Genomic DNA, 20,850 nt, shown 5'->3' on the forward strand with positions numbered 1-20,850 from the left:
CACACGCCATGGGAATAACTTCATAAAACACCGGTCCTGTACCGATTTACCGGGCATCGGCCCCCTTATGGGCCCTAGGGGACGCGTAATATTTCTCAATGTGCGCTGGAAGCTGTATTTTATGCGGCCTAGCTTGTTGTGGTGAGCACTCAAACTTCATCCACGGCCGGGCGTTCCGGCTTCCAGCTGCCCCGGTGGGCAGGTTCCTTCGGCTTCCAGATCGTCGCGGCCCTGATCGTGGGGCTCGGCCTTGGCCTGCTGGCCAAGTACACTGGCAGCACCAAGACGAACCCCAATGGACTGGGCGCAACGCTGCAGACCATCGGCTCCAGCTACGTGTCGCTGCTGCAGACCGCCGTCGTGCCGCTGATCTTCACGGCCGTGGTGAGCTCCATTTCCAACCTGCGTGAGGTCTCCAACGCGGCGCGGCTCGCGTGGAACACGCTGCTGTGGTTTGCCATCACGTCGCTGATCGCCGTGCTGATCGGCATCGGGCTGGGCGTGCTCCTGCAGCCGGGCGCCAACACCGGAATTTCCGGCGACGCGGAGTACGACGGCAAGCAGGGCGACTGGTGGGCGTTCCTCATCGGCCTGTTCCCCAAGAACTTCCTCGGCCTTGGCGCCGGCTCCACGGTTTCCGACTCCGGCGCCGTGACCACCTCCGTCAGCTTCAACGTCCTGCAGATCCTGGTGATCGCGATCGCCGTCGGCGTTGCCGCCCTCAAGGTGGGCAAGCAGGCCGAGCCGTTCCTCGCCCTCAACGCCTCTGCGCTGGCTGTCATCCAGAAGGTCCTGTGGTGGATCATCCGGATCGCACCGCTGGGCACCGTGGGCCTGATCGGCAACGCGGTGGCCGTCTACGGCTGGGACACCATCGGTTCGCTGGGCAAGTTCACCGTCGCCATCTACATCGGCCTGGCGCTGGTGCTTTTCGGCGTCTACCCGGTCCTGGTCCGGTCCCACGGCCTGTCCGTCAAGCAGTACTTCTCCGGTGCGTGGCCGGCCATCCAGCTGGCCTTCGTTTCCCGTTCCTCCATCGGCACGCTGCCGCTGACCCAGCGCGTCACCGAGCGCAACCTCGGTGTGCCGCGGGGCTACGCCTCCTTCGCCGTTCCGCTGGGTGCCACCACCAAGATGGACGGCTGTGCTGCGATCTACCCGGCCGTCGCCGCGATCTTCGTGGCCCAGTTCTTCGGGATCCAGCTCGACTTCAGCCAGTACCTGCTGATTGCCCTGGTCTCCGTCCTTGGTTCTGCTGCCACGGCGGGAACCACCGGCGCCGTCGTCATGCTGACCTTGACCCTCTCCACGCTGGGACTGCCGCTGGCCGGCGTCGGACTCCTGCTGGCCATCGACCCCACCCTGGACATGGGCCGCACGGCCGTCAACGTGGCCGGACAGGCACTCGTGCCCACGATCGTGGCCAAGCGCCAGGGGATCCTCGACGAAACCCTCTACAACGCACCGCGCACCGGGGAGGCCTTCCGCGAGGAAGAGGCCCCCGCCGCCGTCGAGCGTGAACTGGCTGCATCGAAGGCCTGACTCTTCTTGATTGAGAGTGCCCCGGGGAGTACAGCCCCGGGGCACTCCCGTTTAAGACCGGCTACCCGAAGTCCGGCCGCCGAAATGGGCCCGGGCGGCGAAATGGGCCCGGCCGGCGGGGAGCAAGGGTAGGGTACCGGCATGGACATCATTCTGGTTCCCGGTTTCTGGCTCGATGGTTCCTCGTGGTCCGGCGTCACTCCCCCGCTGGTGGAGGCCGGCCACCAGATCCATGCGCTGACCCTCCCGGGGCTCGAGGCAAAGGACGCCAGGCGTTCGGGCATCGGGCTCCGCGACCACATCAACGCGGTGGTGGAAGCCATTGACGGGATTGAGGGCCCGCTGGTCCTTGTGGGCCATTCCGGCGGCGGCGCCATCATCCATGGCGCTGTGGACGAGCGCCCGGACCGCGTGGTCCGTGCGGTCTACGTGGACAGCGGACCACTTGGCGAGGGCGGCGTCATCAATGATGAACTGCCGGCTGACGGTGATGAGATCCCGTTGCCTTCCTGGGACGTGTTCGACGACGCCGACCTCACCGATCTCGACGACGGGCTGAGGGAAGCATTCCGCGCACGGTCCATCCCGCAGCCAAAGGCCGTGGCCTGCGACAAGCAGCACCTTCGTGATGTGCGCCGGTACGACGTTCCTGCCACGGTGATCGCCTGCGAGTTCCCGTCCTCATTGCTGACGGAGTGGATGGACGCAGGGCACCCTTACGTCGAGGAGCTCGCCCGCATCCGCGATGTGGAACTCGTCGACCTGCCCACCGGGCACTGGCCCCAGTTCACCAAGCCCGCGGAACTGGGAGCGGCAATCCTCGCCGCCGTCGACCGGACAAACTGACAGGCCGCCTGCACACTGGATCCGGCGGCCAGCCCGTCCGTGCCGCTACCGGCCGCCGATCACACCCTTCTCCACGGCCTTCGTGACGGCATCCGCCTCGGCCTGGGTGAGGGTGCCGTCCTTCACCGCCTGATCGAGCCGGCCCTTCAGGGCGGCGGCACGGTCCGCCTGCGCCTGGGTCCGGAGTTCCTCGAGCGCGGCCTTGACCTTGGCTTCATCGATGCCCAGTGACTTGGCCAGCGAGGCTGCCAGCGCCGTCTCCCTGGCTGCCTTGTCCGGTTTGGTGCCGTCCGTGCGGGGGCGGTTCGGATGGTTTGCCTGGCGGAATGCCCGCAGGGCGTCCTCCAGCTTGGCCTGGTCCACGCCCAGCTTGGCCGCGAGCGCCTCGGCGTCCCCCTTGAGGACCCCGTGACCGCGTCCGTATCCATGGCCGTGCCCGTGCCGGCCGCCATCGAACCGCGGCCCATCGGTAGCACCACTGGATGGGCTGCTTGATGTGGGGATAGGCGTGGGAGTGGCTGTTGTTGTGGCCGCCATTCCGGTGACACCGAACCCGGTGCCCAGCGCCAAGGCAGCCGCGCCCAGTCCGAGAGCCACTTTCTTTGAACGCTCCATGGTCCGCTCCTCGATCCGCCGGCCTTGAGGCATCATTGCCGCCGTGCCGGCCACGACAACAGGATGCACCCTCCTCCTCAAGAACTGCTTTTGTCCAGCTGTGAAGACGCTGTGAATTTCACCCCCGGCTCTAAGGCTCTTCCAGCGGTTGCGCAGAGTGCAAACTTGCACGTAGTGTAAATGGGTGTCCGCTTCCATTTCCTCCCCGGCCGCCGTGCCGGCGCCTGTCCCTGGCGACGCCGACGTGCCCGTCTCCCGGCGCGAGCTGAATAAGGCCGCCACCAGACAGGCAATAACCGGCTCAACGCTTGCGCTGCTGCGGCGGCACGGCCCCGGAAACTTCACGGTTGAGGACATTGCCGAGGCTGCCGGCATTTCACGCCGGACCTTCTTCAACTACTTCAGCAGCACCGAAGCCGCCATCGCGTCCGTGACCCACGGCTTCCTGGACAGCGCCCTCGAACAGTTCCGCCGGCGTCCCGCGGACGAACCCATCCTCGAATCCGCCCGCGCCGCCCTGGTTGCACTGGCAGATCCCATGACAGTGGCGCCGCTGGCCGAATTATTCGGACTGACCCAGGGCAACCCGCTGATGGCGCGCTCCGAACTCGAGGCGTGGGACCACTGCACCGAGCAGATCGTTGCCGCGGCCCGCGAGCGTTCCCCCCGGGGACCGGGTACTGAGCAGGACACCGGCACTGAACCAGACACCGATACTGAACCGGACACCGGCTCTGACCAGGACGAGCTCTACGTCCGGGCCCTCGCCGGTTCGGTCGTCTCCTGCGGCAAGGCTGCCATGGACGTCTGGTTCCGCCGCTGCGGACCCGACCTCTCCCCCAAGTCGCTGGCGATCCTCCGCCGGCTGCTCATCGATTCGATGGGCCTGCTCGGATCCGGTTTCGCCGGGCCGCCGGCGGGTTCGAAGAAATCTTCCGCCAAATCCTCCACCCGCAACGCAGAACGGTCCTGACATGGCACTTCTCCTGTACCGCCTTGGCAAGTTTTCCTACCGTCACCGGTGGCTCGTCATCTCCCTCTGGCTGGCGGTCCTGCTGGCAGTCGGCGGGGCGGCGGCAGCCTTTCACGGCACGCTGTCCAACAACTTCCAGATTCCCGGCACGGAGACCCAGCGGATGGCGGACAAGCTCCAGAAGGAGCTGCCCGCGTCATCCGGCGGCTCGGCAGGGGTTGTGTTCCAGGCAGATGACGCCCGGTTCAGCCAGGCCGGCAGGGACGCGGTGCCTGCTGCCCTGACCAAGCTCGAGTCCCTTCCGGACGTCCGGGGAACCGTCGACCCGTTCGCCACGCAGGCACAGCTGGACCAGGCGGCCAGGAATCTGGCCGGCGGCGAAGCAAAGGCAGCCGCGGGCAAGGCCCAGCTGGATAAGGCCGCCGCCGAGCTGGCCGCCGGGAAGGAACAGCTGGCCGCGGCCGAGGCGCAGATGACCGCTGCCGGGCTTCCGGCGTCGGCCATCGAGGCCCAACTGGGCCAGCAAAAGGCCGCGCTGGCCGCCGGCCAGGCAAAGCTCGACGCCGGAATGAAGGAACTGGAGGCCGGTAACGCGAGGCTCGCACTGGCCAAGCGCCAGGTCGAAGCATCCCAAGGACTGCGTTTCGTCTCGGAGGACGGCAAGGCCGCCATTGCCCAGGTCCAGTTCAGGACCTCCATCAACGGGCTGGACCCCAACGTGCGCCAGGAAGTCCAGGACATCGTGCAGGAGGTTGCACCGGCCGGGGTTACCGCGCTGCCCAGCAAGGAAATCAGCGAGGACGTCTCCGAGATCTTCGGCGTGGCCGAGATCATTGGCATCGCGGTGGCGGCACTGGTCCTGATCATCATGCTCGGCACACTCGTCGCCGCCGGGCTGCCGCTGCTAATGGCCGTGATCGGCGTGGCGGTGGGCGTCGGCGGCACCATGGCTTTGAGCGGCCTCATCGACATGAGTTCCATTTCCCCGATGCTCGCCCTCATGCTGGGGCTCGCCGTCGGCATCGACTACTCACTGTTCATCGTCAACCGCCACCGCGGGCAGCTGCTGGCGGGCATGGACCCGGAGGAGTCGGTGGCCCGCGCCACCGGGACCTCCGGGAACGCCGTGCTCTTCGCCGGCCTGACGGTCATCATCGCCCTCGCGGCGCTGGTGGTCCCGGGACTTCCGTTCCTCGGAGTCATGGGCGTGTCCGCCGCCGGGACCGTCGCGGTGGCCGTTCTCGTTGCCCTGACGCTGACGCCGGCGATCCTTTCCCTCGTGGGCAGGAGGCTGATCTCCAGACGGGCCTGGGCGAGGGCAGCGAAGCACAACGCCGACCCCAACCGTGAGGCCGAGGAGCGCGCCAAAGACGAACACCGCAGCAGCCACGGCTGGGGCGGACTGGTCACCAGGCACCCGGTGCCGGCCATGCTGGCCGGCGTCCTGGCGCTGGGCATCGTGGCCCTGCCCGCGGCCCAGCTGCGGCTCGCCCTGCCCGACGGCGGTTCCGAACCTGTCGATTCGCAGGCATTCAAGGCCTATGACGCCACCAAGCGCAGCTTCGGCGAAGGCATGACCGGACCGATCATCGTGGTGGGTGACTTCCCGGATGGCCTGAGCGAGTCCGAAGCAACGGCCAAGCAGCTGGATGTCGCGGACATCCTGCGGGAGACGGAGAACGTCACCGCCGTCATTCCGGTGGCACTCAGCGAGGACCGCGGGACCGCGGTTTTCCAGGTCATCCCAAGGGAAGGGCCGGCAAGCGCCAGCACCGTCAACGTGGTGTCCGGCATCCGCGCCGAGCGCGTCCAAATCGAGGACACCACCGGGGTCAGCATCGGCCTCACCGGCCAGACTGCAGGCAACATCGACGTGTCCTCGAAGCTGGGCGACGCGCTGCCGTCGTACCTGGCCATCGTGGTGGGGCTGTCGCTGATCCTGCTGCTGCTGGTGTTCCGCTCCATCGTGGTGCCGCTGCTGGCGACCGGCGGTTTCCTGCTGTCGCTGGCTGCCGCCTTCGGCGCCGTGGTGGCGGTCTACCAGTGGGGCTGGCTGGGTGCGGTGTTCGGCGTCGACAACCCCGGCGCCGTGTTGAGCTTCCTGCCGATCATCCTCATCGGGGTGCTGTTCGGGCTGGCCATGGACTACCAGGTGTTCATCGCCTCGGGCATGCGTGAATCGTTCATGCACGGCGAGTCGGCGAAGCATGCTGTCCGCTCCGGTTTCAGCCACGCCTCGGCGGTGGTCACCGCCGCAGCGATCATCATGGTCAGCGTCTTCGCGGGCTTCATCTTCTCGCACCTGAACATGGTCCGGCCGCTCGGCTTTGCGATGGCGTTCGGCGTGCTGGTTGACGCCTTCGTGGTGCGCATGACCATCGTTCCGGCGGTCATGTACCTCCTCGGCGAGAAGGCCTGGTGGCTGCCGCGCTGGCTGGACCGCATCCTGCCGGATGTCGACGTCGAAGGGGCGAAGCTCAGCAGGTCTGCCCCGGCGACCGCGGCCGCGCCGGACGCCCAACCCGGTGCCGAGCCCGCGGAGGCGGCCGCCCGGTAGGAAGTACCCGCCGCAAAAGCAACGCCTATCCGGGATGAATTAGGCTGGAGCCGTGACCCGCCTCATTCTTGCCTCGCAGTCCCCCGCCCGCACCAAGCTCCTGACCGAGGCAGGCATCGAACACGAAGTCCTCGTGTCCGACGTCGACGAGGACGCCGTACAGGCGCGCTACGGCGTCACCGATCCGCACGACACCGCCCTGCTCCTGGCCCGCGCCAAGGCTGAGGCGGTCGCCTCGCTTCCGGAAGCCGAAGGGGCCCTGGTGCTCGGCTGCGATTCGGTTTTTGAGTTCGACGGCGAGTCACACGGCAAGCCGTACACAGTGGATATTGCCCGGCAGCGGATGCTGCGGATGAGCGGCAGCAGCGGGGTCCTGCACACCGGCCACTGGCTGGTGGACTGCCGGGACACCGGCGACGACGGCGGCTCCGGCGCCACACTGGGCAGCGTCGCCTCCGCGGAGGTGCACTTCATGGAGATGCAGCTCGCAGAGATCGACGCCTACATCGCCACCGGCGAACCGCTCCACTGCGCCGGCTCGTTCACGATCGACGGCCTGGGCGGCGCGTTCATCCGGAAAGTCGACGGCGACCCGCACGCCGTCGTCGGATTGTCGGTATCCACCCTGCGTTCCCTGCTGGCCCAGGCGAACGTGAGCATCACCGAGTTCTGGCAGGACCTGCCCGACTCGGCAAATCCCGGGGAGTTGTAGCTTCCCTACAAAAGCCGGGCCTCTTACACGCGGATTCCGCCAGTAATATCAGCGGAATCCTCAAATTCAGGCTAGGCTCCCTGAAGGAAAGAAGGAGACGCCTTGTCAGTAAAGCCGGAGCAGTCCGCAGGTCCAGTGCAGTCAAAAATCACCAAGGTTCTGATCGCGAACCGCGGTGAAATCGCCGTCCGCGTCATCCGCGCAGCCCGGGACGAGGGAATCGCCTCCGTCGCCGTCTACGCCGATCCTGACCGGAACGCCCTCCACGTCCGGCTCGCCGACGAAGCGTACGCCCTGGGCGGCAACACTGCGGCCGAGTCGTACCTCGTGATGGACAAGCTGATCGAGGTGGCCCGCCAGTCCGGCGCCGACGCCATCCACCCCGGCTACGGCTTCCTGTCCGAGAACGCCCAGTTCGCGGCCAAGGTCATCGGTGCCGGCATCACCTGGATCGGCCCCTCGCCGGAATCCATCTCTGCCCTGGGCGACAAGGTCCAGGCCCGCCACATCGCCGAGAAGGTGGGCGCCCCGCAGGTTCCCGGCACCGCCGACCCCGTTGAGTCCGCCGAGGAAATCCTGGAATTCGCGGACAAGTTCGGCCTGCCCGTGGCCATCAAGGCTGCTTTCGGCGGCGGTGGCCGCGGCATCAAGGTGGCCCGCACCCGCGAGGAAATCCCCGAACTCTTCGATTCCGCCGTCCGCGAGGCCACCGCCGCCTTCGGCCGCGGTGAGTGCTTCATCGAGCGGTTCCTCGACGCCCCGCGCCACGTCGAAACCCAGTGCCTCGCCGACGCCCACGGCAACGTGGTAGTGGTCTCCACGCGCGACTGCTCACTTCAGCGCCGCAACCAGAAGCTCGTGGAGGAAGCCCCGGCCCCGTTCCTGACAGCGGAGCAGAACGAGCGCCTCTACGAATCGTCCAAGGCCATTCTGAAGGAAGCCGGCTACCTCGGTGCCGGAACGTGCGAGTTCCTCGTCGGCCAGGACGGCACCATCTCCTTCCTCGAGGTCAACACCCGTCTGCAGGTGGAGCACTGCGTCTCCGAGGAAGTCACCGGCATCGACCTGGTCCGCGAGCAGTTCCGCCTGGCCCGCGGCGAAGAGCTGGGCTACGGTGACCCTGAGGTCCGCGGCCACTCCTTCGAGTTCCGCATCACCGGCGAGGATCCGGGCCGCAACTTCATGCCGGCACCGGGCACCGTGAGCACCCTGAAGAACCCCACCGGCCCCGGCGTCCGCATTGACTCCGGCATCGAAGAGGGCGACGTCATCAGCGGCAACTTCGACTCGATGCTGTCCAAGCTGATTGTTACCGGCGCCAACCGCCCGCAGGCCTTGCAGCGTGCCCGCCGTGCCCTCGAGGAAATGGTGGTGGAAGGCATTCCCACCGTCATCCCCTTCGACCTGGCCGTGGTCAGCAACCCTGCGTTCGCGCCGGCCGAGGGTCCGTTCAGCGTCCACACGCGCTGGATTGAAACCGAGTTCGTCAACGACCTTCCGGCCTGGACGCCCAACGGCGCTGCACCGGAAGGTGAGGACGCCGCTGAGCGCCGCACCGTGGTGGTGGAAGTGGGCGGCAAGCGGCTCGAGGTGGCGCTGCCGGCCAGCCTCGGCTTCGGCGGGGCGTCAGCCGCCGGCGCAAAGCCGGCCAAGTCCAAAAAGCGCAGCCGCAGCGGCGGCGCCACCGCCGCCGCCGGGGGCAACGCCCTGACGTCCCCCATGCAGGGAACGATTGTTAAGGTGGCCGTGGCGGACGGCGACGTCGTCGCCGAAGGGGATCTCGTCGTCGTGCTTGAGGCGATGAAGATGGAGCAGCCGCTCACCGCACACCGTGCCGGCACTGTCACCGGCCTGTCCGCCGCGGCGGGCCAGACGGTAGCCGCGGGCGCCGTCATCGCCACGATCGAAGACTAAGTCGACTTAATACTGAGCGGCCGACACTGAGCCACCGACACTGAAAAACAGCATAAGAAATGCCCGGTGTGGAAAATCCACACCGGGCATTTCTGCCCGCCAGAAATCAGGCCACGTTGTTCTCGTAGTCCAGGTCCTTGGTTTCCTTGCTCAGGAAGAGGGCTACCAGCGTCAGTACAGCCGCGCCGCTAAGGTACACACCCACGAGCACCGGGCTTCCCTTCGCCGTTTCCCACAGCCACACGGCTATGAAGGGCGCCAGCGCTGCGCCGAGGATGCTGGAGACGTTGTAGCTCACTGCGGATCCTGTGTACCGGACGTTGGTCGGGAACAGCTCCGGCAGCAGCGCGCCCATGGGGCCGAAAGTGAGGCCCATCAGGGTGAAGCCGAGGATCAGCACGGCCATGGCGCCCACGAAGCCGCCGCTGAACAGCGGGACGAACAGCAGTCCGAAGACGAAGATGCCCGCGGTGACGGCGAGCAGCATCTTGCGGCGGCCATATTTTTCGGCCAGCGGGCCGGAGACCAGGGTGAAGATGCCGAAGAACACCACGCCCGCGATCAGCATCCACAGGAAGTCGTTGCGGGTGTAGCCCAGGCCTGGGACAAAGGCAGCGGCCGCAGCCTCGGTCATCGGCTTGCCTGCCTTTTCCGCAGCTGCCTTGGCCGCTTCCAGCGTGGCCGGGCGTGTGCCGTAAGTCAACGTGAACGTGGTCATGAGATAGAACAGCACGTACGTCGCCAACATAATGAACGTGCCCAAAATGAGGGGCCACCAACTGGTCTTGAAGACCCGGCCGATGGGGAGCTTGGCCACTTCGTTGGATTCAAGGACCTTGGTGAACGCCGGTGTTTCGATGAGCTTGAGCCGCACGTAGAGCCCGATGATCACCATGACGGCGCTCAGCAGGAACGGCACCCGCCAGCCCCAGGCTTCGAAGGCGGCTGGAGCCAGGGTGTAGCTGGCCACCAGGAAGATCACGTTGGCAATGACAAAGCCGATGGGTGCGCCCAGCTGAGGGAACGTGCCGTAGATGGCGCGTTTGTTGGCCGGGGCGTTCTCGGTGGCAAGGAGGGCGGCGCCGCTCCATTCGCCGCCAAGGGCCAGGCCCTGCGCAAAGCGCATGACGACCAGCAGCGCCGGAGCCCAGAACTCCCACCCGGGAACTGTGGCCGTGGGCAGGCAGCCGATCAGGAACGTGGCAATACCCATGGTCAACAGGGAAGCCACCAGGGTGCCCTTGCGGCCGAACTTGTCGCCGAAGTGGCCAAAGACCACGGACCCGAGCGGGCGGGCGATAAACGCGACGCCGAAGACTGCAAAGGAGCTCAGCAACTGGGTGGTTTCATTCTGGCCCGGGAAGAACAGCTTCGGGAAGACGAGCACCGCGGCGGTGGCATACACGTAAAAGTCGTAGAACTCGACGGTGGTGCCGATAAGGCTTGCGACGATCACGCGGCCGCGCGAGTTCACCTGCTTGGCTGAGCCGGAGTGCGAGGTGGCTGTGGATGACATGTGGGGACGCTTTCATGAGAACTGGACGGGCCTCGCTCGGAAGCCCCTCCAAAAACAGGGATAAAACAGAGTTCAATCTTAGTTCCCGAAGTCCATTGAACGGACAAGTGAGTTCAACATATGGACGTTTCGGGTTGTCTCAGCATGAGGTCGTCCGACAAGCCTAACGCCGCCCGACGGGCGCTGATAGGCAAATGTCACAGCACGTTAACAAACCACGACCGTCTGCGAAACGCGCCATCCCTACCTTGGAAGGACAACATTCCCCAAGGAGGTATACCGTGACTGCTGACCGCACCGCAGACGCCGGAACCCATAATTCCCTCGATCTGGCCGCCGCCACAACCACCGACGCACCCGCCCTTGAAGAGCGTCCCGGACGCTGGATCGCCAACTGGGACGCCGAGAACAAGCACCAGTGGGAATCCCAGGGCCGCTCCATCGCGCGTCGCAACCTCAACTGGTCCATCTTCGCCGAGTTCCTCGGCTTCGTCGTTTGGCAGCTGTGGTCCATCGTGGTGGTCCAGCTCCCCGCCGCTGGATTCACCTTCAGCTCCTCTGAAATCTTCTGGCTGATCTCCATGCCGAGCCTCGTGGGCGCCACGCTCCGGATCCCTTACACGTTCATGGTGCCGCGCTTCGGCGGCCGGAACTGGACCATCGTCTCCGCGCTGCTCCTGCTGATCCCCACGCTGGGACTGGCCCTGTGCGTCTCCAATCCGGAAACACCGTTCGGCGTCATGCTGTTTGTGGCCGCCCTCGCAGGCTTCGGCGGCGGCAACTTCGCCAGCTCGATGGCCAACATCACCTTCTTCTACCCCGCACGTGAAAAGGGCTGGGCCCTGGGCCTGAACGCGGCCGGCGGAAACCTCGGCGCCGCCGTGGCACAGCTCGCCGTCCCGATCGCCATCACGCTGCTGGCCGCCGGCACCGTCAACCTCCCCGTCGCCGGCCTGATGTGGGTTCCGCTGATCCTCCTGGCAGCCTTCGGCGCCTACAAGTACATGAATAACCTCACCAGCGCCAAGGGCGACGTGGCCGGGTCCCTCGCAGCCATCAAGGAACCCCACCTGTGGGTCATGGCCCTGCTCTACATCGGAACGTTCGGCTCCTTCATCGGCTTCGCCGGTGTGTTCCCGAAGCTCATCAAGGACTATTTCCCGGCGTTCTCCTCCATCCACGTCGGCGCCGTGGCCCTCTCCCTGGCCTTCCTCGGCCCGCTGGTCGGCTCGCTGGCCCGCCCCTACGGCGGGCGCATGGCCGACCGCATGGGTGGAGCACGGATGACGGTGACAGCCTTCGCCTCGATGGCCGTCATCACGCTGACCATGATCTGGACCCTGCCGCTGAAGAACTTCTGGCTCTTCCTGGTCCTCTTCCTGATGCTGTTCACCGCCAGCGGCTTCGGAAACGGCGCCACCTACCGCATGATCCCGGTGATCTTCGCGACGTCCAGCCGCGCGGCCCGCTCCGGAGCCAGCTCCGTGCAGACCCAGCGCCTGGCCTCCTCCGCGCTCGGCCTGATCTCCGCGATCGGCGCCTACGGCGGGTTCGTCATCCCGCAGGTGCTCAATGCCTCCAACACCGCCAGCGGCTCCTACACCCCGGCCTTCTACGGCTTCGTCGGAGCGTACGCCCTGATGCTCACCGTCTGCTGGTTCTGCTACATCCGCAACGCCAACCGAAACGCGATGGGACACGTCTAACATGACCAAAAGCGCCGACACGCACTGCCCCTACTGCGCTTTGCAGTGCGCCATGACGCTCAAGTCCCCTGCGGCCCAGGCCGCAACGGGCCTGGCCCCGGCTGTGCAGCCGGGGCCAGCGCCCGTGCCGGCAGCTCCGGCACGAGAGGGCCTCGCCCTTGAGGTAAACGGACGTGACTTCCCCACCAACCGCGGCGGCCTCTGCCGCAAGGGCTGGACGTCCGCTTCGCTCCTGCAGCACCCGGGACGCGTCACCGAGCCCATGTTCAAGGGCCCCGACGGCGTCTTCCGCCCCATCTCCTGGGACGAGGCCCTGGGCCGCGTCACCGCCGCCGTGCGCGAAACCAAAGCGAAGTACGGCGCGGACTCCGTCGGTGTCTTCGGCGGCGGCGGCCTCACCAACGAAAAGGCGTACCAGCTGGGCAAGTTCGCCCGCCTCGCGCTGGGCACCTCGCGGATCGACTACAACGGCCGGTTCTGCATGTCGTCCGCGGCTGCGGCGGGCATGCGGGCCTTCGGCCTGGACCGCGGACTGCCCTTCCCGCTTGAGGCCCTGGACACTGCCAGCACCATCCTGATGCTCGGCTCCAACGTCGCCGAGACCATGCCGCCGTTCGTCCAGCACCTTCAGGGCGTCCGCGACGCCGGCGGCCTCATCGTCGTGGATCCGCGGCGTTCGGCCACCGCGGCGTTCACCGCCAACAACGGCGGCATCCATTTGCAGCCACTTCCCGGCACCGACCTCACTCTCCTCCTGGGCCTCTCCCACGTGGTGATCCACGAAGGCCTCCTCGACACTGGCTACATCCAGGCGCGTACTACCGGCTTCGACGCCGTGGTCCGGTCCGTCAACGCCTACTGGCCGGAGCGCGTCCAGTCCATCACCGGCGTGCCCGCCGAGCTCATCCGCGAGACGGCCCGCCGGCTGGCCAGCGGTGCCAGCCAGGGCGGCAGCTACATCCTCACCGGACGCGGCGTGGAACAGCACGTGGACGGCACGGACACCGCCACGGCGGCCATCAACCTCGGCCTCCTGCTGGGCCTGCCCGGCAGCGCCCGCAGCGGCTACGGCACGCTCACGGGCCAGGGCAACGGCCAGGGCGGCCGCGAGCACGGCCAGAAGGCCGACCAGCTGCCCGGCTACCGCAAAATCACCGACCCCGCCGCCCGCGCGCACATGGCGAAGGTCTGGAACGTCCCCGAGTCGCTCATTCCGGGCCCCGGCCTGCCGGCAGTGCAGCTGCTCAAGTCACTGGGGCAGCCCGACGGCGTCCGGTGCCTTTTCGTGCACGCCTCCAACATCGCGGTCGCCTCGCCGGACGCCAACGCTGTCATCCGCGGGCTCCGCAGCCTGGACTTCCTGGTGGTCTGTGACTTCTTCATGTCCGAGACCGCGGCCGAGGCCGACCTCGTTCTGCCGGTGCTGCAGTGGGCCGAGGAGGAAGGCACGCTGACCAACCTCGAAGGCCGTGTCCTCCGCCGCCGCCAGGCGATCCAGCCGCCCGCCGGAGCCCGCAGCGAGCTGTGGATCATGGCCCGGCTGGCCGAGGCACTCGAGGCACCGTCCACCTACAGTGACGACCCGGAAACAGTCTTTGAGGAGCTGCGCCTGGCATCTGCCGGCGGCGCCGCCGACTACTCGGGCATCGACTACGCCATGCTCGACAGCGGCGCGGTTGCGTACTGGCCCTACCCCGCCGGCAGCACCGGAACCCCGCGCATGTTCCTGGACGGCTTTGCCCACGCCGACGGCAAGGCGGTCATGACCCCGGTGGCGCCGCGCCGCCGTCGTACTCCTATTGCAAACCCCGACCGGGACAGCTCAGCTCCGGCAGCCAAGCCCATGACCCTCATTACCGGCCGCCTGCTGGAGCACTACCAGTCGGGCGCCCAGACGCGGCGGGTGGCGGAACTGCTGGCCTCGCAGCCCGAAGCCAGGGTACAGATCCACCCGGCCGCCGCCGCGGCCATGGGCATCACGGACGGCGCGGAGGTCTCGGTGGCCAACGAACGCGGCGAGGTGGTCTGCCGGGCCGAGCTCAGCACTGCCATCCGGCCCGAAACCGTCTTCCTGCCGTTCCACTTTCCCGAACTGGAGAGCGCGAACCGGCTGACTGAAGCGGCCACGGACCCCATCTCGGGGATGCCCGAATTCAAGTTCAACAAGGTGTGGGTCCGGCTGGCAGCGGCCACCCCCGCCGCCAGTCTTCTTCAAACAGCGGAGGCCTCATGAGCGAGCAGGTTGTAATTGTCGGATTTGGTCCGGTGGCCGCGCGGCTGGTCGACGAGCTGCTGCCGGCACTACGTGCGGGGCAGGTGGGGCTGACGGTCATTGGACAGGAGTCCGAGGCCGCCTACAACCGGGTGCTGGTGGCCGACCTCGGCGTGGGCCGCACCACCCCCGAGGCGCTGGCCCTCGCCGACGCCGCAGCACTGGTGGCCGGCGGCGTGGACGTCCGGCTGGGCGTGAAGGTCCGGCGCGTGGACCGCGCCCGGCAGTCCGTCATCCTCTCGGACGGCACCTCCGCCCACTACGACCGGCTGGTTTTCGCCACCGGTTCCCGGCCAGTGATCCCCAACCTCACGGGGCTGAACCCGGACCCCGCCGCTCCCGTCCTCCCGCCGGGCGTCACCGCGCTCCGCGACCTCCGCGACGCCGAAGTGCTGCGCCAGGCGGTGGCCGGCCACAAGCGCGTGGTGGTGCTGGGCGGCGGCGTGCTGGGACTTGAGACGGCACTCGCGGCCGCGGAGGAAGGCGCCACGGTCACGGTGGTGCACAACGGACCCCACCCGCTGGGCCGGAACATCGACCGCGGCGGCGGCGCCGTCCTGGCCGCGAGCCTGCGGAACTGCGGCGTCCGGATGGCCGGCAACGCCCGTTCCACGGGCATTGAGCACAGCGCTCCCGACGGCGGTTTCTCGGCACTGCTGCTCGACGACGGATCGGCGATCGACGGGGACCTGCTGGTCCTCTCCTGCGGCGTCCGCCCGCGCATTGAGCTTGCCGAGGGCTGCGGGCTCTCCACCGGGACAGGCATCCTGGTGGACCACCGGCTGCGGGCGCACCACGAGCCGCACATCTTCGCCATCGGCGACTGCGCGGAGGTCCGCTGCCCGGATCCTGCCTGCGTCGAGTGCCGCACGGCGCGGGGGCCGTCCGGCCTGGTGGGCCCCGGCTGGCGGCAGGCCGAATGGCTCGCCGAATACCTCCTGCTGCTGTCCGAGGGTTCCGCGGAGGACGCGGACTCGCTGCCCCCGCTCCCCCGGGAGAAGCCCGGCGTGATAGTGCTCAAGGCCCGCGGCATGAACATGGCCGTGGCCGGGGACAACTCTGCAGAACCGTGGGACGAGGAGGTCCTGACTGCCGGGGCCGTCAACGGCAGGCCGCGGCTGCAGATCGCCCAGTGGGCCGACCCCGAGCACGGCCGCTACGTCAAGATGACCACCCGCGGCGGAGTGCTGGAAGGCCTGGTCAGCGTGGGCATGCCGCGCACCGCGGGAGAGCTGGTGCAGCTCTTCGAACGCGGCGCCGAGCTGCCCGCGGACAGGTCCCTGCTCCTGCGCCTTGACGGACCCGACCAGCTGGCGTCGGCCGGGGCCTCCAACGACCCCGAGGCCACCGTGTGCCGCTGCGCCGGCGTGAGCGGCAGCAAGATCGCCGACGCCGTCACCGGCGGCTGCTCCACCGTGGCCGAGGTCTCCGCTTCCACCCGGGCCGGCACCGGCTGCGGCGGCTGCCACGAGAACATCAAAGGTCTGATCGAGAAGCACTTTCAGGGGGCTGCCGCCTAAGGCCGCTGCCGGGTGACCGGACCTGCGATGGCTCCGGCACCGGAGGTGTCATACTTCGGGTACCGGCGGCGATCGCCGCTGGTACGACGTTCTGCCTCGACGGAGCGGTGCGGTGGCCCTGCCAGGAGAACCCTGAGCTGCCGCGTCACACAAATCGGGCATGCCGCCGTTGGCCGGTAGCATCGGGATCATGAATGCCGACGAAGACGACGACATCACCGAAGAACTGCTGGCCGACTCCGAAAAGCTCACCGGGCTGAGCCTGGAGCTCCTGGGCCTGGACCCGCACCCGGATGACATGACCGCCGAGCAGCGGCTCCAGTTCGACCCTGAGGATCTTGCCGAGATGGCCACTGAAAGCCCCGGCGAGCGGGAGCGGTCCGTCCGCCAGACCCGTCTACTGGCCGGCCTGCTGTGGAATTCGTCCAGCATCCTCATCGACCAGCTGTTCCGCGACCTGGGCACGCTGCACGAACTGGAGACGGTCACGCCCGAGGCCATCGCCGGAACATCCGTGCTGTCCTCGCTGCCCCCGCAGTTCGCTTCCAGCTACGATGCGAAGTTCACCCAGCGGTTCATCGTGGTGGCGTCGGACGTGACCGCGTCCCTGGCCCGCGGGTGGACCGCCCCCGGCTGCCTTGCGGGCGAACTCGCGGTCCGTTGCCTGCTCGACCAGGCCAGGATAACGGAGGACATTTACGAACTGGACCTCCCCGAGGAGTGGCGGACCATCGTAGAGGAGGTCCTGCTGGAGGATGCCGACTCGGAAACCCTGTACGCAGACGGTGCGGGCGAAGCGGACACCGCCGTCGAACACAGCCCTGGAAACCTGGACGTCCGGCATTGGTTCCAGCCCTTTGCCCCCGGTGGCGCCGTTCCCCCGTACGCCTGCTCCTGAGTGTGGGCACAACAGCAGAGGGTCCGATGTCATCATCGGACCCTCTGCTGTTGCTGCCGGATTTTTACCGTCCGTGTCCGGCTTCCGTGGCCGTGATGTTGAAAGAGCCGTCCAGCTTCACCGTTGCCCGCGTGCCGTCAGCCTTCGTGATGTGGGCTTCGTAGACCGCACCCTCGGCGTCGGTCTCAACCCGCCGAACCGTCGCGCCGGGGTTGGCGGCCAGCACCGCGTTCCGCACCCGTGTGGCAGTGCTCCCCGTCAGCAGCTGCTCGGTAATCCCGTTGGCCTGGTGGGCACCCTTGGTGTCCGTGCTGGCCTGGCTTCCCGTGCCGTTTGTGGACGAGGCAAGGACGGGATAGCCCATGGCTAGGTAGGCACCACCGCCCACGAGTGCCGCGACGAGGGCGGTGTTAATTGCGGCTTTTTGGACAGTGATCATGGCACGCTCCTGGGCTTCCGCGGTCCGACCGCTTGGAAGAAAAATCTCCGCATAGCTGACCGCGCTGGTGGATCGGTCTGTCGGAGCCCGGAGCCGCCAATCCCGGGGATCGACAGTCTGAATTTTACTCAGCTCTGCCCGTGGCGACTAGGAGAATGGTGCCATTCACAGGTTGCGCGGCGGCGCCGGGTCTCGACAGGCCCGGCCTGGGGACCCGAGCGGCGCCTCTTACATGTGGACGTGCAGGCGGCGTGCAGCCTCGGAGATGGAGCCGCTCAGCGACGGGTAGACCGTGAAGGTGCTGGCGACGTCGTCGACGTGCAGTTTTTGCTTCACCGCGATGGAGATGGCGAAGATCAGCTCGGACGCGTTGGCGCCCACCACCACGCCGCCGATCACGGTGCCGGAGCCCTTGCGGGCGAAGATCTTGACGAAGCCGTCCTTGACGTTGCGCATCTTGGCGCGGGCGTTGCTCTGCAGGGACAGCTTGATGATGTCGCCCTGGTACTTGCCGGATTCGATCTCGGCCTCGGACACGCCAACCGATGCGATCTCGGGCGAGGTGAAGATGTTGGACGCCACCTGGTGCAGCTTGATGGGGGTCACCTGGTCGCCCAGGAAGTGCGCGATCGCGATCCGGCCCTGCATGGCGGCGACGGAGGCGAGCGCCAGGACCCCGGTGCAGTCGCCGGCAGCGTAGATGTTCGGGGCGGTGGTGCGGGACACGCCGTCCACCTTGATGTGGCCGCTTTCGGTCAGCGCCACGCCGGCTTCCTCCAGCCCGATTCCTGCGGTGTTGGGAATGGAGCCCACACATACCAGGCAGTGGCTGCCGGTGACCTTGGAGCCGTCACCGAGGGTGACCACCACGCCGTCGTCGGTCCGTTCCACCGTTTCGGCCCGTGAGCGGGACAGCACCCGCACGCCGCGGCGTTCGAAGACGTCCTCCAGCACCTCGGCGGCGTCGGTGTCGGAGCCCGGAAGCACGCGGTCGCGGCTGGAGATCAGGGTGACCTTCGAGCCCAGGCCGTTGTAGGCCGAGGCGAACTCGGCGCCGGTCACGCCGGAGCCCACCACGATCAGTTCCTCGGGCAGTTCGTCCAGGTTGTAGATCTGTGCCCAGTTCAGGATCCGTTCGCCGTCCGGCCGTGCCGTGGGCAGCTCCCGCGGGTGTGCCCCGACGGTCAGCAGGATGGCGTCAGCCTCGACGGTTTCGGTTCCGTCGGCGGTCAGGACCTCGATGGTGTGGCTGTCCACCAGCTTGCCGGAGCCGTTCAGGATGCGCACGTTCTGGTGCTCCAGGCCGGTCTGGATGTCGAGTGACTGCTGGCGGGCGAGGCCGAGCAGGCGGTCGTTGATGTGCTTGAGGTCGGCGCGCATGACCGGAACGAAGTCCCCGCCGTCGACGTCGAACTTGACCCCCAGCTCGCCGGCACCGCTGACGCGGGTCATCAGGTCCGACGTCGCGATCAGCGTCTTGGACGGCACGACGTCGGTCAGCACCGCGGAGCCGCCGAGGCCGGCCCGCTCGATGATAGTGACAACGGCTCCGAGCGAGGCGGCCACCATGGCAGCTTCATAGCCGCCCGGACCTCCGCCGAGAATTGCGATTCGGGGGGCGCTGAAATCAGGATGCATAGTCACAAGCGACCATTCTCCCGCATCCCAGGCCGGACCACCAACCTTCCGGGCCCGGCCGGGCGGCCCGCACGGGCGCGTTTCTGCTGCCCGCACCGGTTCGCACACGGTAGCTTGGACCGGTGAGCACAACAGAATTCCTGGACACGGATCCCTTCGAGGCAGCGCGCACGGCTGCGGATTACATCGCGGCGGAGACCGGCGTCGCGGCGCACGACATCGCCCTGGTCCTGGGCTCGGGCTGGGCCGAGGCCGCCGACCTCATCGGCGAGACCACTGCAACGCTCGCGGCGTCGGGGGTCCCCGGCTTTTCGGCTCCCGCCGTGGAGGGACACGTGGGCACCATCCGGTCCGTGCTGACCCGGGAAGGAAAGCGCGCACTGGTTCTTGGGGCGCGCACCCACTACTACGAGGGCAAGGGGGTCCGGGCCGTTGCCCACGGCGTGCGCACCGCGGCCGCCGCCGGCTGCCGGACCCTGGTGATCACCAACGGCTGCGGCGGGCTCAACGAAAACTGGGCACCAGGCACCCCCGTGCTCATCAAAGATCACATCAACCTCACCGCGGCATCCCCGCTCGAGGGTGCCACGTTCGTGGACCTAACCGATCTGTACTCCTCCCGGATCCGGAACCTGGCCCGCGAGGTGGACCCGTCCCTGGCCGAAGGTGTCTACGCCCAGTTCACAGGCCCGCACTACGAAACGCCGGCCGAGGTGCAGTACGCCAAGCGGATCGGCGCCGACCTGGTGGGCATGTCGACGGCGCTGGAAGCCATCGCTGCCCGGCACGCCGGCATGGAAGTCTTCGGCATCTCGCTGGTCACCAATCTCGCGGCCGGGATCAGCCCCACTCCGCTGAGCCATGAGGAGGTGCTCGAAGCCGGACACGCTGCGGGCCCTCGCATCTCCAAGCTCCTGGCGGAAATCATCGGCCGGCTCTAGCCGCAACGCGGGGGGCCCACGCCCGCCGGGTTCCCTGGCCGTGGAGCCGCTCCGGCGAGGGCCCCAGCCAGAGCTTGCGGGGGAAGGGGTGCGGGTGGGGACACTTAGCGCCCGGTGCGCCCTTCGGAAGGGGTTCTAATCCCGCGTTTGTCGTCGGCGAGGAGTTGGGCCAGCGCATCGGCACGGGCCCGGGGAAAGCGCCGTTCGAGCGACTGCGCGATGCCTGCCACGGTCTGCCGCGCGAGTTCGGTGCGCCATGCCAGCTCCGCCTGGCGCATGGACTGCGAAATGATGCAGCTGCGGAGATAGTCCTCGTCCCCGTCACCGCCGGGGCAGTTCGCCAGGATCCCGTCGCAGCGGAACGCCAGTTCCCGGCCTTCGATGGCCAGCACCACATCCAGGACCGAGATCCGGTCGGCACGGCGCGCCAGCTGGAAACCTCCCTTGGGGCCGGACACGGACTGCAGGACGTCCGCCCGCACCAGGCACTGAAGCTGTTTGTTCAGGTACGCCGGCGGCAGCTTGTACAGCTCGGCAAGCCGGCCGCTGCTGATCGGTTCTCCGACGGGTGCCCACGCCAAGTTGACGCAGCAGTGGAGGGCCCACTCCACTCCCTGGTTCAGCTTCACAACCCAGACGCTACGTGTCCAGAATTTCTACTGTCAAGGAGCGTGCCGCCCGCTTTGAACGGGCGCGGTTGTGACAGGTCCCCGGCCCCGTCCGGCACCGCTCGGCCGCGCTTTGACGATAGTTTGGTTTCC

General features: G+C 67.5%; 16 protein-coding genes. 11 read left to right on the forward strand and 5 right to left on the reverse strand.

Translation table 11 applies throughout. The features are described from left to right. Positions 1-141: 141 nt before the first annotated feature. Together ACFTSA_RS04625 and ACFTSA_RS04630 are read left to right on the forward strand one after the other, a co-directional pair. Positions 142-1,542: a dicarboxylate/amino acid:cation symporter gene (locus tag ACFTSA_RS04625; protein ID WP_377949980.1), complete on the forward strand. Its 1,401-nt coding sequence runs from the start codon at positions 142-144 to the stop codon at positions 1,540-1,542. A gap of 141 nt (positions 1,543-1,683) precedes the next feature. Beyond that, positions 1,684-2,388 carry an alpha/beta fold hydrolase gene (locus tag ACFTSA_RS04630; RefSeq protein ID WP_377949981.1) on the forward strand — a complete coding sequence of 235 codons (705 nt, stop codon included), beginning with the start codon at positions 1,684-1,686 and terminating at the stop codon, positions 2,386-2,388. A 45-nt stretch (positions 2,389-2,433) separates the two neighbouring features. Here the strand turns inward: ACFTSA_RS04630 and ACFTSA_RS04635 are convergent, their stop codons facing one another. Further along, positions 2,434-3,003 (reverse strand): hypothetical protein, encoded by a 570-nt coding sequence (locus ACFTSA_RS04635; protein WP_377950222.1) that lies wholly within the window; start codon positions 3,001-3,003, stop codon positions 2,434-2,436. A 214-nt stretch (positions 3,004-3,217) separates the two neighbouring features. Here ACFTSA_RS04635 and ACFTSA_RS04640 point away from each other — a divergent pair, with 214 nt between their 5' ends. The 4 genes from ACFTSA_RS04640 to ACFTSA_RS04655 all read left to right on the forward strand — a co-directional run bounded on the left by ACFTSA_RS04640 (position 3,218) and on the right by ACFTSA_RS04655 (position 9,159). Next, the gene (locus ACFTSA_RS04640) at positions 3,218-3,976 is read left to right on the forward strand and encodes a TetR/AcrR family transcriptional regulator (RefSeq protein ID WP_377950223.1); all 759 of its coding nucleotides are present in this window, start codon (positions 3,218-3,220) and stop codon (positions 3,974-3,976) included. A 1-nt stretch (position 3,977) separates the two neighbouring features. Beyond that, entirely contained in the window at positions 3,978-6,533 is a 2,556-nt protein-coding gene (locus ACFTSA_RS04645; RefSeq protein ID WP_377949983.1) for an MMPL family transporter, read from the forward strand. Between the two features lie 52 nt (positions 6,534-6,585). Continuing rightward, complete coding sequence (locus ACFTSA_RS04650) at positions 6,586-7,245, forward strand: Maf family protein (RefSeq protein WP_377949984.1); 660 nt, start codon at positions 6,586-6,588, stop codon at positions 7,243-7,245. Between the two features lie 102 nt (positions 7,246-7,347). Continuing rightward, positions 7,348-9,159, forward strand: a complete 1,812-nt coding sequence (locus ACFTSA_RS04655) for an acetyl/propionyl/methylcrotonyl-CoA carboxylase subunit alpha (RefSeq protein WP_377949985.1) — start codon at positions 7,348-7,350, stop codon at positions 9,157-9,159. Positions 9,160-9,265: 106 nt separating this feature from the next. On the opposite strand, the gene ACFTSA_RS04660 is transcribed toward ACFTSA_RS04655, so the two are convergent. After that, a complete protein-coding gene (locus ACFTSA_RS04660) occupies positions 9,266-10,675 on the reverse strand; it encodes an MFS transporter (RefSeq protein WP_354261894.1) in 1,410 nt (469 codons plus the stop codon). A gap of 281 nt (positions 10,676-10,956) precedes the next feature. Here ACFTSA_RS04660 and ACFTSA_RS04665 point away from each other — a divergent pair, with 281 nt between their 5' ends. The 4 genes from ACFTSA_RS04665 to ACFTSA_RS04680 all read left to right on the forward strand — a co-directional run bounded on the left by ACFTSA_RS04665 (position 10,957) and on the right by ACFTSA_RS04680 (position 17,071). After that, positions 10,957-12,381, forward strand: coding sequence for an MFS transporter (locus ACFTSA_RS04665; RefSeq protein WP_377949987.1), 1,425 nt, complete (start codon positions 10,957-10,959; stop codon positions 12,379-12,381). Between the two features lies 1 nt (position 12,382). Beyond that, positions 12,383-14,614 (forward strand): molybdopterin oxidoreductase family protein, encoded by a 2,232-nt coding sequence (locus ACFTSA_RS04670; RefSeq protein ID WP_377949988.1) that lies wholly within the window; start codon positions 12,383-12,385, stop codon positions 14,612-14,614. After that, the gene (locus ACFTSA_RS04675; protein ID WP_377949989.1) at positions 14,611-16,173 is read left to right on the forward strand and encodes an FAD-dependent oxidoreductase; all 1,563 of its coding nucleotides are present in this window, start codon (positions 14,611-14,613) and stop codon (positions 16,171-16,173) included. Before ACFTSA_RS04670 ends, ACFTSA_RS04675 begins: the two co-directional genes overlap by 4 nt. A gap of 190 nt (positions 16,174-16,363) precedes the next feature. Then, complete coding sequence (locus tag ACFTSA_RS04680; RefSeq protein ID WP_377949991.1) at positions 16,364-17,071, forward strand: hypothetical protein; 708 nt, start codon at positions 16,364-16,366, stop codon at positions 17,069-17,071. 64 nt (positions 17,072-17,135) lie between these two features. Here the strand turns inward: ACFTSA_RS04680 and ACFTSA_RS04685 are convergent, their stop codons facing one another. Next, complete coding sequence (locus ACFTSA_RS04685; protein ID WP_377949993.1) at positions 17,136-17,510, reverse strand: hypothetical protein; 375 nt, start codon at positions 17,508-17,510, stop codon at positions 17,136-17,138. A 228-nt stretch (positions 17,511-17,738) separates the two neighbouring features. Beyond that, positions 17,739-19,154 (reverse strand): NAD(P)H-quinone dehydrogenase, encoded by a 1,416-nt coding sequence (locus ACFTSA_RS04690; protein WP_377949995.1) that lies wholly within the window; start codon positions 19,152-19,154, stop codon positions 17,739-17,741. Positions 19,155-19,270: 116 nt separating this feature from the next. Here ACFTSA_RS04690 and ACFTSA_RS04695 point away from each other — a divergent pair, with 116 nt between their 5' ends. Next, positions 19,271-20,089: a purine-nucleoside phosphorylase gene (locus ACFTSA_RS04695; protein WP_377949997.1), complete on the forward strand. Its 819-nt coding sequence runs from the start codon at positions 19,271-19,273 to the stop codon at positions 20,087-20,089. Positions 20,090-20,193: 104 nt separating this feature from the next. Here the strand turns inward: ACFTSA_RS04695 and ACFTSA_RS04700 are convergent, their stop codons facing one another. Continuing rightward, entirely contained in the window at positions 20,194-20,718 is a 525-nt protein-coding gene (locus ACFTSA_RS04700) for an RrF2 family transcriptional regulator (protein WP_377949999.1), read from the reverse strand. Positions 20,719-20,850 lie beyond the last annotated feature (132 nt).

It is taken from the genome of Arthrobacter sp. NPDC057013, from assembly GCF_042674585.1.
Lineage (GTDB): Bacteria > Actinomycetota > Actinomycetes > Actinomycetales > Micrococcaceae > Arthrobacter.

What these genes read in the sequence shown, in the direction of transcription:
- ACFTSA_RS04660 (WP_354261894.1), bottom strand. Translation starts at nt 10,675, where the DNA reads ATGTCATCCACAGCCACCTCGCACTCCGGCTCAGCCAAGCAGGTGAAC.
- ACFTSA_RS04685 (WP_377949993.1), bottom strand. Translation starts at nt 17,510, where the DNA reads ATGATCACTGTCCAAAAAGCCGCAATTAACACCGCCCTCGTCGCGGCA.
- ACFTSA_RS04645 (WP_377949983.1), top strand. Translation starts at nt 3,978, where the DNA reads ATGGCACTTCTCCTGTACCGCCTTGGCAAGTTTTCCTACCGTCACCGG.
- ACFTSA_RS04675 (WP_377949989.1), top strand. Translation starts at nt 14,611, where the DNA reads ATGAGCGAGCAGGTTGTAATTGTCGGATTTGGTCCGGTGGCCGCGCGG.
- ACFTSA_RS04635 (WP_377950222.1), bottom strand. Translation starts at nt 3,003, where the DNA reads ATGGAGCGTTCAAAGAAAGTGGCTCTCGGACTGGGCGCGGCTGCCTTG.
- ACFTSA_RS04630 (WP_377949981.1), top strand. Translation starts at nt 1,684, where the DNA reads ATGGACATCATTCTGGTTCCCGGTTTCTGGCTCGATGGTTCCTCGTGG.
- ACFTSA_RS04680 (WP_377949991.1), top strand. Translation starts at nt 16,364, where the DNA reads ATGAATGCCGACGAAGACGACGACATCACCGAAGAACTGCTGGCCGAC.
- ACFTSA_RS04670 (WP_377949988.1), top strand. Translation starts at nt 12,383, where the DNA reads ATGACCAAAAGCGCCGACACGCACTGCCCCTACTGCGCTTTGCAGTGC.